Raw genomic sequence first — 17,048 nt, forward strand, 5'->3', positions numbered from 1 at the left:
CCTATCTCCTTTTTAATCGAGTACCCGTGTTCCTGCCGCAACTTCTGCAATATAGAAGCTTGGCGCATAGCCAACGACTTCTTCATAACGGTTGCCGACAGCTTCTTTAAATGCTTCAACCTTATCTTTGTTTACGAGAGCGATGGCGCAACCACCAAAGCCTGCTCCTGTCATACGAGCGCCCAAGACGCCTTCTTGTTCCCAGGCTGTATGCACCAAGGTATCTAATTCTAGACCTGTCACTTCGTAGTCATGCTCCAAGGATACGTGGGAAGCATTCATGAGACGACCAAAACCTTCCAAATCACCTGCTTCAAGTGCCTTACGAGCTTGGAGAGTCCGTTGGTTTTCAAGTACAGCATGACGAGCTCGTTTGATGCGATTTTCATCCTTGATCAAGTAGCTGTAGGCATCAAAAGACCAGAGATCCAATTCCCCTAAGGTTTGGATATCCAATTTTTCTTGGAGTTCAGAAACGGCGGTTTCGCATTCTGAACGACGTTCATTGTATTTTGAATCCGCTAATTCCCGGCGTTTGTTGGTATTCATGATGACTACGACATTGTCTTTGAGGTCCAGCGGTACCAAATCATACTCTAGGGTGTTGGTATCGAGATAAATAGCTCGTTGGTCAGCCCCCATACCGATGGCAAATTGGTCCATGATCCCAGAGTTGACTCCGATGAAGTGATTTTCAGTTTGTTTCCCGATCTTGACCAGATCTAGACGGTCTAACTGAAGATCATATAGTTTCTCAGCGATGACGCCAATCAAGAGCTCAAGGGAAGCTGAAGAAGAAAGACCAGATCCATTTGGAATATTGCCGTAGACATAGACGTCCATACCGCTATCAATGACATGACCCGCTTCTTGCAAGAAGTGGAGCACGCCTTTTGGATAGTTGGTCCAGTTGTGCTCTTTTTCAAAGTGGAGATTTTCAAGCGGAACTTCAATGATCCCCTTGTCTTCAAAGTTTCCTGAGAAGAAACGCAAGACCTTATCCTCACGCTTTCTTGCAGCCCCGTAGGTACCAAGTGTGATGGCTGCTGGGAAAACATGGCCTCCATTATAGTCAGTGTGTTCACCGATCAGATTAATCCGTCCTGGTGAAAAGAAAGTGTGGTCAGCCTTTTCCCCAAAGACAGCCTGGAATTTTGCTTGTAAATCTTGAGATGTGATTGTTGTCGTCATGAGAAACTCCTTTAGTTTTGTAAACGTTTTTATACTTGTATTATATCTGATCACAAGTAAAACTTCAAGTGTTTTTAGTAAAATTTTATTAATTTTTTATTTTATGCCCAGAAAGGCGATAACAAAGGGTTTTCCTCCGATTACAACTTCTATTCCATCATTGCCATCTCGAGTTATTTTTAGTAAACTTTTACCAAAAAATCTCAATTGGGAAATCACCCAATTGAGATTCTGAATCCTTTAGTGTTTCTTTCTTGGATAGACAAAAGATCCAAGGAAAGTTAAGAGGCTGATGCCCATGAGGGAGAGGAGGTTCCCTGTTTGACCGGTTTTTGGCAATACCGATGATGCAGGACTTGCTGAAACACTTGCAGGAGCCTGATCAGTGGCTTGTTTCACAGCGATCGGAATAACTTGTGGAGCATCAAGAGTGCTAGCTTTTTCTTGCTTGCTAACAAGGACCTGAGTTCCTGTGTTACCAACCTCTACTGGTTGTGTCTGATGGGTTGGTTCTTGGACTGGTGAAGTTGGATCTTGGCCTGGTGAAGTTGGATCTTGGACTTCTGGTGTTGGCAATGGAGCAGGTGCTGGATAGAAAAGACCATGACCAATGCGGTAGGCATACTCTGTTTCCGACATTTTTCCGTCTACAATTTTTGGAATATCAACCGGTAAGGTACCTAGATGTTCCTTGCCATTGAAGATGACTTCCACTCCTGCAGGAATATTAGGACCAAATGCATTGTCTGGTTTGAGGGATTCCGTTGGATCCATTCCCTTATTTCCATAGACTGCTAAAATGGCTTTGGCTGCGGGATAGTTGGCTACATCATAAGGTTTAGAGATAGAAAGGACAGCTGCCTTCTTATGGTTGGTATTGGCATAATTGACGATTTCTGTTGGAATCTTGGTCCGCCAGAAATCTTTATCCAGTTGCCCTTCATAACCGATCTCTGAAATCACTACGATATGGGTGGCTTTTTCAAGGTCTTCTTTTAGACTATCAAGGGTGGATTCCTTAGTGAAGTTCTTGGCCACAAAGGAGGTATCTTTTGGAAGCACTCCATCCGCGATTAAGCGACGCATGCCCAAATTTAGTCCTGGGACTTCATTTTCAAAAGCTCCGAGTAGTAAGACATGGTCCCCTGTTTGCACCTTAAATGGCAAGGTATTGTCTTCATTTTTTACAACCGTCACCGCTGCTGCTGCAATCTTGCGTTCCAAGTCACGGTTGAGGCTAGATCCGACTGCTTCCTCTGCTTTTTCAGCTGTCCGAGCACTTGGATCAAAATTCAGGACCCCACGTTTTTCTTTGAGGGTCAGGATCCGACGAACCGACTCATTTAAGCGTTCTTCTGAGATGTCACCGGTTTGGACCGCATCTACCACTGCATTGACGATGGTATCAATCTTGGTCAAATCGGCTTTGCTGCGAAGGGTCGTTGGCATCAAAACCAGGTCAACTCCGGCTTTGATAGCCATCTTCACGGCTTCCACCTCACCGAAGTTCTTAGCGATAGCATCCATTCCCATGGCATCAGAGGCAATCACGCCCTTATAGCCGTATTTCTTCCGTACCAAGCCCGTTAAAATATCATCAGAGAGAGTCGCTGGAACATAGATTTTCTCACCCGTTTCTTTTGACACGACCTGATCTTTTTCAATCTGCGGGTACTGGATATGAGCTGTCATCAAGAGGTCGACCCCTTCATCCATAGCTTTTTTGAATGGAAGGAGTTCTAATTTTTCAAGCTCAGCAAGAGATTTATCCACCAATGGGAGACCCGTATGGGAATCGACCGCTGTATCTCCGTGACCTGGGAAATGCTTGGCTGCTACAGCCACATTGTAGTCCTGAATGCCTTTCATCATCGGAATACCAAGATAGGCAACCCGATTTGGGTCAGATGAGAAGGAACGAAGCCCAATCACAGGATTTTGAGGATTGTTATTGGTATCTAGAACCGGAGCGAAGTCCACATTCAAGCCTAGCGCAGAAAGTTCACGTCCGATGATTTGACCGGCTTCTTTCGCTAGTTTGGGATCATTGGTAGCCCCAATGGCCATATTGCCAGGAAGGGCTGTACCTGTCCCCAAGCGGTAGACGATCCCCCCTTCTTGGTCGATGGCTAATAATAGCGGAATCTTCCCGTTATTGGCTTTGTTTTCAATCGCTGCCTTTTGCATATCTTGCGTCAGAGCCAGGGTCTGCTTGGTCTCTTTGACGTTTTCAGCAAAAAGAATGACGCCTCCAAAATCATATTTATCAATCGCATCTGCTACTTCAGCATTGACCTTGGTGAGATCCTGTGGCGACTCCTGATTAGCCTCCTGCCACTTACGGAAGTCCGGCATGATCATTTGGGTCACTTTTTGTTTGAGTGGCATGTTTTCAATCAGTTTTTCCACTTCAGGAGATGCCGTCTCTGTTGATGTTACCGTTGGAGAAGCAGCAGGGACAGCGGCACGGTCTGTTGAAGTCGGTGTTTCGGCCACTTCCCCCTGATTTTCTGTGGTGTTTTCTGGCGTTGGAGAAGCCACCACCTCTTCTACTGTTGCTGCCGGTTCATTGGCTTGATCCGACACTTGAGCTGTGTCTGCTTTTGCTGTTTGAACGGATAATAGAGCAAAAGCCGTTAATAGGGCCGCAGATGGATAAATGATTTTTTTCATAAAGCGACCTCCTTTCTTTCAATAGATATTGTACCATTGTTTTATAGTTTTGTAAACGGTTGCAATATCTAAAACAGAAAAAGGATAAGCATTTTTTACTTATCCTTTAGTTCGTTCATATTTTTTTAAAACACCATTTCTTGACCATTTTCTGTCACTTGGTAAGTGCCCTCAGCAAGATTGATTCGGGCTACTGCTGTGGCGGTCTGGTCTTTGTTTTGGCGCGTGATGACAATGGTATGTTCATCTGGTGTTTCCACCTCAATGCTTCCTTCTAGGTCAAAAGCTTGTGAGTTGTTCCGGAAACTAAAGAGCTTGAGAAGGGATTGCACGACTGGCCGCTCCACTTCTTGAGCAATTTCTTCATTGCTGTAGTAATGACGGTTGATATTGCGACCTTCCTTGGTGTTTTCTAAGAGTTCCAAATCTTTCTTCCCAGCTAGGAATCCAACATAATAAACCTGTGGAATACCTGGTGCAAAGGCTTGAATTAAACGGGCTAGGAAGTACTTACGATCATCATCTCCAAGTGCTGAATAGTAGGTCGAATTGATTTGGTAGATGTCCAAGTTGTTGTATTCTGCTGTGGAATATTTGCGTTTAACATTTGCCCCTACCTTATAGAGCTCATTTGAAGCATAGTCAATCTCTTCATCTGTCAAGATATCCTTGACATCGACCACCCCAATCCCATCATGGGTATCGAGCGTCGTGAATTGCTTCATCGGACTCATCTTCAACCACTTGGCAAGACGCTCCACTTTTGAACTATAGAGGGTATAGAGGGTTACCATGGGTAGCGCGAAGTCATAGACATAATAGTCGTGATCGGCAATCTTAAATTGGATGGAATAGTGCTCATGAATCTCTGGAAGAAGCTCAGCACCGTAGCCTGCCGCCATATCGCGCACCTTATCCAACAAATCCCAAATGTCTGGCTCCACGAAGAAATCATTGGTGTCCAATTTCTTGACTGCATAGGCAAAGGCGTCCAAACGAATGAGGTCACAGCCATTGCTCGCCAGGTGTTCGATGGTCTTGCGGATAAAGTCCATGGTCACTTCCTTGGTCACGTCCAGGTCGATCTGCTCTTCCCCGAAGGTATTCCAGAGATGCTCGGTCGTCCCATCCGCAAAGGTAATTTCTTGCTTTGGAGCTCGGTCTTTGCGCTTGTATATCAAATCTACATCTGCTTGAGTTGGACGATTCTCCGGCCAGAACTTATCCCAGTTGAGAAAGAGATCCTTGTAAGCACTTTGGTCATGTTTTTCTTGGTAGTCCTTGTAGTATTTAGACTGACGGGAAATGTGATTGATCATAAAGTCAAACATGAGATAGTACTTGTCGCCCAAGCGTTTACATCTTCCCAATCCCCAAAGGCTGGATCCACTTGATCATAGTCCACAGGCGCAAAGCCTCGGTCTCCTGTAGATGGGAAAAATGGCAAGAGATGAACTCCACCTACTGCATCCCCAAAGTATTTCTCCAAATTTTCATAGAGATCCTTGAGGTTATTTCCTAAGCTATCTGAGTAAGTAATTAACATGGTCTTATTTTGAATTGGCATAATGGTTTCCTTTCCTTTTTTGAAAGCCAAGTCTGAAGAGACCTGGCTTTTATAAGTTTATGTATTTAAGAATTGCTTCATAGGATACGATTTAAATCAGCAAGCTGAATCGTCCCTTTGTATACGGAATTGAACACGCCCTAAGCTCTGTGTGAAAAAGATGAATCTTCCAAGAAGCCAAGGCTTCTTATTCAGATTCCCTATATTTCCACAGCCGTTACTACTTCAGTCGTTTACGGATGTGGATGCCCTAGGGTGCACTGTGAGCTTTTGACGGGCTTTGTATCTTATTATTTCACTGCGCCGTTGCTCATTCCTGCGATGATATGGCGTTGGAAGAAGAGATAAACAATGGTGATACTGATAATGCCGACCACGTAAGAGGCAAAGCTTGGTCCGTAGTCGTTGAAATATTGTCCTGCGTAGTTGTATTGGAACAAAGGCAAGGTCCACATTTTTGAATCGCGGTTCAAGACAAGGAGTGGCAACATGAAGTCATTCCAGAACCAAAGAGCATTGATGATCATAGTTGTCGCATGCATCGGTTTCATCATTGGGAAGATGATACGGAAATAAGTTGTAAACTTATTAGCCCCATCGATTTCTGCTGCTTCATCCAAACTTTCTGGGATAGAGATTTTGATATAGCCCACATAGAGGAAGAGGGTCTGTGGAATCGCATAAGTCAAGTAGAGCAAGATCAAACCAAAGGTGTTAGCCAAACCGAGTTTACTCATCATAACTGTAATCGGAATCATGATGACTTGGAAAGGTACGAAAATTCCAAGGATCAAGAGGGTGTACATGATGGTAAAGGCTTTTCTCTTACTCATATTACGTGCGATGGAGTAGGCTGCCATGGGGATAAAGATCATTACTGCAAGTAAAGACAAGACAGTAATGACGACAGAGTTCCAATAATAGCCTCCGATCCCATCCGCTAAGAGACGGCTAAAGTTGTCCCATGTGAAGTTGGTTGGAAAGCCAAAGAAATTATCTACAATATCCTTAGTGGGTTTGAAGGAACTAAAGAGGGTAGCAAGGAGTGGCACTAAAATCAGAACCGATCCTAGAATCAATAGAATGTATTTGCCAATAAGGGCTTTTCTTTCATCTTGTTTCATCGTGCTTCTCCTCTTAAATTTCAAATTTCTTAGATATTCTCAATTGGATGATCGAAATCACTACAATTAAGAAGAATAAGATTACGGCAATGGCATTGGCATAACCGAATTGGTTGTTTTTAAAGGCATAGTTATAAACCAAGAGCCCAAGTGAGGTTGTGGCATTGTTTGGACCACCACCGGTCATGGCAAAGACTTGGTCAAAGGCAGTCAGCCCACCTTTTAGGGCTAGGATAAAGACCATAGAGACACTTGGTAGCAAGTAAGGCAATTCAACGTTCCAGAAGACTTGCTTGCTAGTCGCGCCATCGATCCTTGCTGCTTCTGTAATCTCAGTTGGAATGGATTGCAAACCAGCTAGGAAGATGATGATGGGCATGGCCACCCCTTGCCAAAGAAGGACAAAGACAGCCGCAAAGATAGCTCCCCACTTAGTCCCTAAAAGACTAGTTTGAAGAAACTCAATATGAAGGGCATTCCCAATCGCTGGTAGACCGTAGTTGAAGACTTGTTTGAAGATCAACGCCACTGTCAAACCAGACAACACAGCTGGGAAGAAGAACCAAGCACGGAAGAAGGTTTGGCCTTTAATTTTAGAGTTCAAGACACGCGCAATGAAGATCCCAAGGGCAATCTCACCAACTACCATAGCAATCGTGATGATCGCAGTAAAGCCAATCGCATTCATGAATTTTGGATCCATAAAGAGGAGCTTAAAGTTGTTCAAGCCAACAAACTTGTAGTTATAGGTCAAACCTGTCCAGTTGGTAAAACTGTAAAAGGCTCCTTGAAACATTGGCACATAGAAGAAAATTGCTTGTAATAAGAGGGGAATGACCACAAAAGCCCATGCCCAATATTTTTGTAATACTTTTTTCATTGTCTCTCTACTCCTAATCCACATCCGCTTTCATCGGGTTAAAGAAGGCATTCAAATCATTGACCATTCCTTGTTTATCACCTGTCAAGACATAGTTCATCGTCAAGGTATGGAAGTCTGCTTCACTGGTCCAGTATTGTTGCAACCACACCAAGTGACGATCTGTAAAGGCATATTTGGTCATCCCAGCAAGCGGTGAATCCTCTCCTGCTTGTTTGACCCCTTCGATCGCTGTTGGAGATCCGTCCACATCATAGTACTTTTGCATGACTTCTGGACGGGTCATGTATTCCACAAAGGCATTGGCTTCTTTTGGATGTTTGGTAGTAGCTGAGATAGACCATGCTAAGTCTCCCGCACCAACGGTTAAGCTTTGTCCTTTTTCTTTCCCTGGAATCATGAAAGTCCCAATCTTAAATTTCGGTTTTTGTTCATTGATCGCGGTGATAGCCCAAGATCCATTTGGTGTCATGAGGACATCCCCACGCGCGAAGGCTCCGATAACGTCTGTATAACCTGCACCTTCCCAGTTCTTTTGCTTCGAACCTTTAATGCGAAGGATATCCATGACCTTGATGTCATCTTTCATAATCGGATCAGACAATTTAATGGAATTTGGCTGTGAATAACGAAGGTATTGGTTGGCTTCTTTTCCTCCACCTGCTGCTGTCGCAAAGGCCAATTGATTGTAACCATTGAGGGTCCAAGCTTCTGCTCCTGCAATCCCAAATGGGGTTTGTCCTTTGGCAACGATGTCTTTTACCAACTGTTCAAATTCGTCCCAAGTTTCAGGAACCTTCAAGCCCAATTCTTCGAATTTATCTTTGTTGTAGTAGATTCCGTAAGCATTGGCTGTGAAAGGAACGTTGTAGACTTTTCCATTTACGGCATATTTTTCAGCGTAGCCGTTTTTCACGCGTTTGAGATAGTCTTTATTGCTTAAATCTTCGAAGACACCCGCTTTCGCCCATTCTTGCAATTCGATGGACTGTGGGTAAATATTGACTACATCTGGCACATCTCCTGCGAGGACACGTGTCTTCAACACCTCACCAGCGTTTGGTACATTGACAACTTTGACCTTGACCTTTGGATTTTCCTTTTCAAAATCACGCGCGATTTCTTCCAAGGTTTTGGTCATTTCTTTTTTCTGGTTGAAATACTCGATGGTCACTGTGCCATCCGCAGATTTTCCATCGTTGGAGCAAGCACCGAGCCCAAACAAGGCTAGGCCTGTAGTTGCAAGAAGTCCGATTTTTTTATACCATTTCATTTGGCTGTCTCCTTTTATTTTTTGACAAAAACATATTGTTTGCTGAGGAAATCTCCCTGAGGAAGAACGACGGTTAAGCCGGCGTACATGAGCTCAGCTCCTGAATAGTCTTGGTCCGTCCCTTCTAAGCGATAGAGTGCATCTTCTTCCAACCCTTTGAGTTTCAGGGTCGGCTCGATCTCCTCAACCGTTGATAAGACCCGTACATAAGTTACAACCGTGCGGTCTTGATAAGTGAACTGGACGGCTGCTTGATTGCTACCTTGGCTTGGATTGATCAAGCGGTAGTGTTTTCCGAATTGAACAAGTGGTCGAATCGTTTTGTAGTGAGCGACTTGAGCTGCGATCCGATCCAACTCTTCTTGAGGAAGACTGGTTAGATCCAATTCATAGCCCAGATTTCCCATCATGGCTACATGACCACGCGTTTCAAGTGGTGTCATCCGTCCCATCTGGTGATTTGGAACCGCTGAAACGTGAGCCCCCATAGAAATGGTAGGATAGAGGTAGCTAGAACCGTACTGGATCGGAAGTCTGGCAATGGCATCCGTATTGTCACTTGCCCAGACCTGAGGGAAGTAACGCATCATACCGAGGTCATTGCGGCCACCACCTCCGGAGCAGGACTCAAAGAGGATGTTCTCGTACTTCTCTGTTAAGTAAGAAACCACTTCATAGAGGCCCAAGATATAAGCATGGGATTGCATCTTGGTTTCAAGGTAGGTTTTACCATTTCCAAGTTTAGTGATATTGCGGTTCATATCCCATTTGATATAGTCGATCTCATGCTTTCCAAGTAAGTCATCCAAGACCTGCTTGATATAAGCCACTACTTCTTTATTGGAGAAATCGAGCACCAGTTGATTCCGTGAATAGGTGTGTTCATAGCCTGGGACTTGAATAGCCCAGTCCGGATGAGCCCGGTAGAGGTCGCTATCAACAGAAATCATTTCTGGCTCCACCCAAAGGCCAAATTGAAGTCCCTTGCCGTGGATGCCCTGGATCAGTTCTGCAAGGCTTCCTCCTAATTTTTCTTCATTGACAGTCCAGTCACCAAGGGCCCGATTGTCATCATAGCGATTGCCAAACCAGCCATCATCAAGAACAAAGAGTTCGATTCCCACTTTTTGAGCTTCGTCTGCTAGCTCCAATAATTTGTCTTTTTTGAAATCAAAGTAGGTTGCTTCCCAGTTGTTGATCAGAATTGGACGTTCTTTATGGGCAAACTGGCTAGGAATGATATGGTTTTGGACAAATGCTTGGCTCTCTTGACTAAGACCGGTCAATCCCTCATGTGAGTAGCTGATCATTGCCACCGGCGTATCAAAGCTCTGATTTGGCGCTAACTCCCAGGAGAAGTTTTCTGGATTGATTCCCAATCCAACGCGAACTTCATTGAGTTGATTCTTTTGAACAAATCCTTCAAAATTTCCACTGTAGAGCAGTTGGAAGGCAAGGGCAAAACCGGCATCTTCTGTCACTTCATGCTCAGCAAGAATGAGGGCTGGAGTCTGGGCGTGTCCAGAAGCACCACGGTTGGAGCTGATGGAGAAGATTCCTTGCTCTACTTGATGGCGGCGGACTGTTTTTTCTCTCGCATAGGCCCCTTGAAGGGTGATGACATCGTAGTCACCTGCTGGGACATCGGCCAACACACTGAAGGCCTTGTGGATCACGACGGTTTCATCACTGCAGTTTTCAATCTTTGAAAAGCTAGTGATGGTTGCTCGATCCTCGTAAGCCGTGTAATAGAGGGTCAAACGCAGGGCCGCTTGATCATCTTCAAAGACCAAGGCCAAGGTTTCAGCGCTATCTACTGTATGGGGATTGGGAAGACCATTCGCCTCGACACTACCAGAGTAGATATTGGCTCCGACATAGAGGAAATCCGTCACCTCTGTGGCACTGTGCTGGATTTGAATAGACGGCTTTCGGAAATCTCCAAGCCCGTGCTGTCCTAGGATTTGACGCTGGGTATCCAAGCTGAAGGTTCGATTGTCAGGTGTTGGATTTCCTGAGAAAGCATGGTCCTTCTCATGCACGGTATTGGAAAAATGATAAGACGGGATCGGACGCCCCAGATGCTTAAGCATCAGGTAGCCATCTCGATTTTCAAGGATCAGGCTCAGTCCCTTACTTTCTACATAGAACAAATTTTGTTCGATACGAATTGCCATATCTTCCTCCATTGGATCCTATAAAATATCACTATGTATTTTTAAATTCAGTTCCAATATCTTTCTTTTTTTACATGTCTTTATTTTACGTGATGTAAACGCTTCCGAAAATAGAATTTTGTTGGACATATATGGTAAAATGTTAGGTAGGAGATTCAACCATGTTAGTTTTTTCTGAATACCAGACCGACACCATTGATCTAGCCCTTGATTTTTATGGTTACGAAGATTGCCCAAAGAATTATGAATTTGGTCCTAGCGTTCGAGACAATTTTGTACTGCATTTTATAACAAAGGGAAAAGGTGTCTTTCACTTTGAAAAAAAAGAAATCCACTTAGAAGCTGGAGATCTCTTTCTTCTTTCAAAAAATAAGGTGACCTACTACCAGGCAGATGCAGAAGAACCTTGGTCCTATTACTGGATTGGCATCAGTGGCACCAAGGTAAGTGATTTCATGCGCTTTTCAACCTTACATGAAAAAAGCTTTTTAAAGAAGAATGAGGTGGACACAGAGCGGATCGGGCTGTTTATGGAGCAACTGGTTCATAAGGCAGAGGCTTCAAAGATGACTTCACACTACCAACTCCACCTTCTCTCTCAGATCTATGACCTGCTATTTCTTATCAGTGAAGTGGCTCCTGATAGCCACCAGAGCGATCCATCTCCGACCTATCAGCTCTATCTGACCTGCAAGCATGTGATTGAGACGCATTACAATAAAGAGCACTTGAGTATTCAAGAGATCGCTGATGACCTCAATGTCCATCGCTCCTATCTGACAACTGTTTTTAAGGAGTTTCACCAGATCTCTCCCAAGGAATTCTTGCACTCAGTCCGCATGCAGCGTGCCCAACAGTTACTGACCAATACGGACGAAAGCATTAAGATTGTAGCTTACTCGGTTGGCTTTTCAGACCCCCTTTATTTTTCAAAGGCTTTTAAGGCCTATAGCCAACTGACTCCTAGCCAATATCGCAGCAAACATAAAATTTAGTAAAATTTTATTTCTTTTTACTAGTTTTTAGAGTATACTGGAAGTAGAAATCAATAAAGGATGAACTATGGCAACGATTAAAGACATTGCGGAAAAAGCAGGCGTTTCTCAGGCAACGGTCTCTCGCGTCCTCAACCAGGATGCAACCTTATCAGTTGGGGAAGACACGCGCAGTCGGATTCTTCGCATCGCTGAGGACCTGCATTACCAAAAGAAGAGCCGCAAAACAGCGCCTCAACCAGTTGAGGATTTTCATAAAATCGTCATTTTTGAATGGTACACGCGCGAAGAAGAATTAGATGACCTCTACTACTATGCCATTCGGATGGGGTTAGAAAAACAAGCCCAGGAATTAGGCTATGAGATCTTTCGTATCTTTAATAATGACGATTGGTCCTTGATTCAAGAGGCAGACGGCATTATCGCTCTTGGGAAATTCAGTCCTAAGACCATTCTAGATCTAGAAAGCTACAGCAAACCCCTGATCTTTGTCGATAGCAATACCCTCTATCTGGGGCATTCTTGTGTGACGACCGATCTAGAAGACTCTGTCATCACCGCTCTCGAGCATTTCCTTGAGCATGGCCATAAGGAGATCGGACTCTTGGTCGGTCAGGAAGAAACCGCAGATGCGACACCGCTTCAGATGGATCCCCGTCAACGAACCTTTCAACAGTATCTCACAGAGAAAGGACTTTATGAGGAGCGCTTTGTCTCTGTTGGCCATTTCTCAACTGAGTCAGGCTATCAGATGATGGAGCAGCTGATTCAAGACTTGGGGGAAGATTTGCCAACTGCCTTTTTCATGGCCAGTGATGCCTTGGCTGTCGGGGCCCTTCGAGCCCTTCAGGAACACCAAATATCCGTGCCCGATCGTGTCAGCATCATTTCCTTCAATGATACATCGATTGCTAAGTACGTCTTTCCTGCTCTCTCTACAGTAACCGTCTATACAGAAGAAATGGGTAAACAAGCCATTCAAATGCTACGGCAAACCTTTCAAGGGGCTCAACCAAGTGTTCCCTATATGGTTAAATTAGCCACCAAACTGACGATTCGAGACAGCAGTCGCTAGGAGGTCCCATGAAAACACACGAAATCCTCTTTCAAACCCTTTCTCAGGCAGATGATTATGTCAACGGGGAGCAACTGGCAAAAGAACTAGGTGTTTCCCGCACCTCCATCTGGAAGGCCATCCAACGTCTAGAAAAAGATGGGGTCGTCATCGAATCCCTCAAAAAGAAGGGCTACAAACTGGTCTCAGGCGATATTCTACTTCCTGAAGTGATCGCAAAAAATACCCAATTGACCGTGTCCTTAAACGAACAATGTAGTTCTACTCAATTGGACGCAAAATTAGGCATAGAAACCCATCAAGAAGGCAAGGCGCTCTACCTAGCCAATTCGCAATCCGCTGGAAAGGGCCGCTTTGGTCGTGACTACTACTGCCCCGATCAAGGGGGCATCTACATGTCCCTTCATCTCAAGCCTCAACTGCCACCTGAGGAGCTCCCCCCATATACCCTCATGGTCGCTGGAGCCATCTACAAGGCTACTAAAAACCTGACCCTGATCGATATTGATATCAAGTGGGTCAATGATATTTACTACCGCCATAAAAAAATTGGGGGAATCCTCACCGAAGCTATCACGTCCATCGAGACTGGTCTCGTCACGGATGTCATTATCGGAGTCGGTCTCAATTTAGCCATCCCTACTTTTCCAGAAGAGCTAGAAAGCAAGGCTGGTTCCTTATTTGAAGGGCCTTGTCCCATCACTCGCAATGACCTCATCAGTGAGATCTGGAAGGAATTCTTCCAAACAGATGTCGATGAACTGGTCTACCTCTACAAAGAGCGCTCTCTGGTCCTAGGACGAACTGTCACTTTTGAGCAGAACCAACAGACCTATCAGGGCATCGCCAAAGATATCTCTGATACTGGCCAACTCTTGGTCCAATTAGAAAATCAAGAAGATATCTGGCTCAATAGTGGCGAAATCTCCTTGACGAAATGGTGAAATGAAGTATAGAAAAAGCCACCCGAAGGTGGTTTTTTTGATCCATTTTGAAATCTCCTTCTGCTCAAAGACTTGGGAAGCTTTATCTATTCTAAGATATCTAAACTAGTTACGGCTTTAGCTCTTGCTCCATTTTTTCTTCAAAGCGATTTAATTCTGTTTGTACTTTTTCTAGGAGCTCTGTTTGCTGAGAATCACTGACCTCAACTCGTTTAGTGGTCCCATCTTTCTCCGTATGAAAATAACTAGCATGTAGTAATCCCCACTCTTTATCTAATGAAAAGGCTGCATCTATTTTTTCACCCTCAATGATCGTTGAATAGGTAATCAAGATTTTATTATCATCTGGACTAGGAACTCGTACCATCCATTTCAAATCCCCATCCATTTCCAGTTGGTCTATGCCACCCACACGTCTGATCTCTGCGTCTGAAGAAATCCCATAGCCAGCTTCTCTAATGGTATTGGCATTACGATGATCAAGTATTCTTGCCAGCAATTCAATTTTATTTTTAGATGAAAAATTTGGAGCTGGTTGTTCATCCGGAACAAAGAGAAGCCAAGCTACTAACACAGTCATTCCTAATAATAGAAAGATCAATCCTTTTTTAGCACAGACATCCTCCTTTCCTCACTTCTTTTCTAGCTCCGCTTCAATGTATGTCTAGTATAGAACAAACCACCTCGAGGGTGGTTCGTTACTATTATAATTAAAAACACCCCAAAAGTTAGAAATATCCAACTTTTGAGGTTTTAATCAATTAAGGCTCATTATTGATAACAGAGCCGCCACTACTGAATGTATAAGAAACACCGTCTATAATTAAAGTTTTATTCATTGCAAATGCACCACCGTCGTTAGGATCTGCATAATATCTTGTTCCGTCTAACTCAAGCCAGCCTGTTTTTAAATCACAATTAACTGGGTCAAAATAATAATGTTTGCCCTCATCTAATATCCAATGACCTGCAAGCGCCTTACCAAATTCGTCAAAGCAATACGTTTTCCCATCTATAGTTTGCCAACCTGACACTTGTGCTCCACTTTCTGGGTCGTAATAATACCACTCTAGACCACGCTGTCCTTGTTTAGATATCCAGCCCGTTTTCATATCGGAATTAACTGGATCGAAATAATAACTTTTATCACCTATCTTTTGGAAACCTTTTAACGCATGATGGAGAAAGTAATACCATTTCCCATCTATATTTCTCCAACCGGTAGCTTTTTCTCCGCTTACAGGGTCGTAATAATTCCATTCCGTACCAGAATATCCTGGATTAGATATCCAACCAGTTTTCATATCACAATTAACTGGATCAAAATAATAAAGTTTTCCATCTAAATTTTGTTCACCCATACGTGCCCCATCTGTCGTAAGGTAATACCATTTCCCATCTATGTTTTGCCATCCAAGTTTTTTATCCCCATTCACTGGATCAAAATAAGACCAGTTTTTGTATATATCCCCATTAACATACCTACCCTCACGTAGATACCAGCCGGTCATCATATAACCTCTTTCATCAAATTTATACCACTTCCCGTTAATCTGAGCTTCGGTATCTTTATAATAGGAACCATAATATGTTTGATACCACCAACCAACATTATCTCGATGCCAATCAGCCTTAACTTGAGATATTGGGGTTAAAAGTAATATACCTAATACAGCACTTAGCAAAAACTTCGTTGCTTTTTTCATTTTTATTTCCTCCTTATATTTTTGGATACGTTTTCATTGTAGCATGTTTATTTCTCTAAATCAAATAATGTGTGGATATAAAGAGGTCACTGTCAACGAATTCAAATATAAAGTCACTCTCTTTTTATTTGTCCTTTAAAAGGCTATCAGTATCTACTTTTAGATAAAATCATATAAGATATTATCTAAAAGTGGACCAAAAAGTAATTAAAGAAATAACCTGCTCTATTATTAAAATTTTAGCAACTGACTTTATCAATGATTATAAATGAAGCTTATTAGCTACCTAATAACTCACTCTGGTTATATTATAAAATTCTTTATCATCATAGTTAAAAACACCTTGACAGTTAGAAAAAAATCTAACTTTCAAGGTGCTGATCAATTAAGGTACATTGTTAATAAGAGTACCTCCATAATCGAATGTGTATGAAACACCGTCTATTATTAAAGTTTTATTTGATGCAAATGCACCACCATCATTTGGATCTGCATAATATTTATATTTACCTAACTCTAACCATCCTATTTTCAATTCACAAGTATCTGAATCAAAATAATATTGTTTTCCTTCTATATATATACGACCACTGGATGCCCCATACTCACCAAAGTAATACCTTTTCCCATCTATGTCTTGCCAACCTGATAGCTGTTCCCCACTTTCTAGGTCGTAATAATATTTTCTTGTAGCAGAGGCCTTTTCTCTGGTTACCCAACCCGTTTGCATATCGCAGTTAACCGGGTCGAAATAATAATTTTTTCCATCTAAATTCTGGGAACCTTTTAACGCACTATGTTGAAAGTAATACCATTTACCGTCTATATTTTGCCAACCCTTTACTAATGCTCCACTTACGGGGTCATAATAATACCAATTTGTATCTGAATTCTCTTGTTTGGAAATCCAACCAGTTTTCATATCAGCATTAACTGGGTCAAAATAATAATGTTTTCCATCTATATATTGTTTACCCATAAGTGCCCCATCTCTAGTAAGGTAATACCACTTTCCATCTATATTTTGCCAGCCAATCTTTTGATCACCATTTACTGGATCAAAATAAGACCAGTTTTTTATTATCCCCCACCTACTATCATTACGCTCCCATATTAGCTGCCAGCCGGTCATCATATAACCTCTGTCATCAAATTTATACCACTTCCCGTTTATTTTAGCTTCTGTGTTTTTATAATAAGAACCATTATTTAGTGAATACCACCAACCAACATTATCTTGATGCCAATCAGCCTTAGCTTGAGATACTGGAATTAAAAGCAATATTCCTAATACTCCACCTAGCAAAAACTTAGTTGTTTTTTTCATTTTCATGTCCTCCTTATATTTTTGTATACGCTTTCATTGTAGCATGTTTATTTCTCTAAATCAAATGATGTGTGGCTATAAGGAGAGCTAAATTTAAGGACAAACTAAAAGAATCC

Annotated in this window: 12 protein-coding genes and 1 pseudogene; 3 read left to right on the top strand and 10 right to left on the bottom strand. The window is 42.8% G+C overall.

Annotated elements, in window-relative coordinates; all coding sequences use genetic code 11:
• Window positions 1-12 precede the first annotated feature (12 nt).
• The 7 genes and pseudogenes from TZ97_RS04975 to TZ97_RS05005 form a co-directional block, all read right to left on the bottom strand.
• A complete protein-coding gene (locus TZ97_RS04975; protein ID WP_412179243.1) occupies window positions 13-1,191 on the bottom strand; it encodes a galactokinase in 1,179 nt (392 codons plus the stop codon).
• A gap of 240 nt (window positions 1,192-1,431) precedes the next feature.
• On the bottom strand, window positions 1,432-3,864 hold the full coding sequence (locus TZ97_RS04980) for a glycoside hydrolase family 3 N-terminal domain-containing protein (protein ID WP_045759598.1): 2,433 nt from the start codon (window positions 3,862-3,864) through the stop codon (window positions 1,432-1,434).
• A gap of 125 nt (window positions 3,865-3,989) precedes the next feature.
• Window positions 3,990-5,431, bottom strand: a pseudogene (gtfA, locus tag TZ97_RS04985) (sucrose phosphorylase).
• Between the two features lie 290 nt (window positions 5,432-5,721).
• Entirely contained in the window at window positions 5,722-6,555 is an 834-nt protein-coding gene (locus TZ97_RS04990) for a carbohydrate ABC transporter permease (RefSeq protein WP_021153463.1), read from the bottom strand.
• 13 nt (window positions 6,556-6,568) lie between these two features.
• Window positions 6,569-7,435: a carbohydrate ABC transporter permease gene (locus TZ97_RS04995; protein WP_045759599.1), complete on the bottom strand. Its 867-nt coding sequence runs from the start codon at window positions 7,433-7,435 to the stop codon at window positions 6,569-6,571.
• 13 nt (window positions 7,436-7,448) lie between these two features.
• Window positions 7,449-8,708: an extracellular solute-binding protein gene (locus TZ97_RS05000; RefSeq protein WP_003007827.1), complete on the bottom strand. Its 1,260-nt coding sequence runs from the start codon at window positions 8,706-8,708 to the stop codon at window positions 7,449-7,451.
• 14 nt (window positions 8,709-8,722) lie between these two features.
• Window positions 8,723-10,885: an alpha-galactosidase gene (locus tag TZ97_RS05005; RefSeq protein WP_045759600.1), complete on the bottom strand. Its 2,163-nt coding sequence runs from the start codon at window positions 10,883-10,885 to the stop codon at window positions 8,723-8,725.
• A 161-nt stretch (window positions 10,886-11,046) separates the two neighbouring features.
• On the opposite strand from TZ97_RS05005, the gene TZ97_RS05010 reads away from it, so the two are divergent.
• The 3 genes from TZ97_RS05010 to birA all read left to right on the top strand — a co-directional run bounded on the left by TZ97_RS05010 (window position 11,047) and on the right by birA (window position 13,899).
• Complete coding sequence (locus tag TZ97_RS05010) at window positions 11,047-11,880, top strand: AraC family transcriptional regulator (protein WP_045759601.1); 834 nt, start codon at window positions 11,047-11,049, stop codon at window positions 11,878-11,880.
• A 67-nt stretch (window positions 11,881-11,947) separates the two neighbouring features.
• Complete coding sequence (locus tag TZ97_RS05015) at window positions 11,948-12,955, top strand: LacI family DNA-binding transcriptional regulator (protein ID WP_045759602.1); 1,008 nt, start codon at window positions 11,948-11,950, stop codon at window positions 12,953-12,955.
• An 8-nt stretch (window positions 12,956-12,963) separates the two neighbouring features.
• Window positions 12,964-13,899 (top strand): bifunctional biotin--[acetyl-CoA-carboxylase] ligase/biotin operon repressor BirA, encoded by a 936-nt coding sequence (gene birA, locus TZ97_RS05020; RefSeq protein WP_045759603.1) that lies wholly within the window; start codon window positions 12,964-12,966, stop codon window positions 13,897-13,899.
• A gap of 109 nt (window positions 13,900-14,008) precedes the next feature.
• Here the strand turns inward: birA and TZ97_RS05025 are convergent, their stop codons facing one another.
• The 3 genes from TZ97_RS05025 to TZ97_RS05035 all read right to left on the bottom strand — a co-directional run bounded on the left by TZ97_RS05025 (window position 14,009) and on the right by TZ97_RS05035 (window position 16,932).
• Window positions 14,009-14,479 (bottom strand): hypothetical protein, encoded by a 471-nt coding sequence (locus TZ97_RS05025; protein ID WP_045760195.1) that lies wholly within the window; start codon window positions 14,477-14,479, stop codon window positions 14,009-14,011.
• Between the two features lie 181 nt (window positions 14,480-14,660).
• On the bottom strand, window positions 14,661-15,605 hold the full coding sequence (locus tag TZ97_RS05030; RefSeq protein ID WP_045759604.1) for an N-acetylmuramoyl-L-alanine amidase family protein: 945 nt from the start codon (window positions 15,603-15,605) through the stop codon (window positions 14,661-14,663).
• Window positions 15,606-15,990: 385 nt separating this feature from the next.
• Window positions 15,991-16,932, bottom strand: coding sequence for an N-acetylmuramoyl-L-alanine amidase family protein (locus TZ97_RS05035; RefSeq protein ID WP_045759605.1), 942 nt, complete (start codon window positions 16,930-16,932; stop codon window positions 15,991-15,993).
• Between the last annotated feature and the right edge of the window lie 116 nt (window positions 16,933-17,048).

The organism is Streptococcus parasanguinis (genome assembly GCF_000963275.1).
Lineage (GTDB): Bacteria > Bacillota > Bacilli > Lactobacillales > Streptococcaceae > Streptococcus > Streptococcus parasanguinis_B.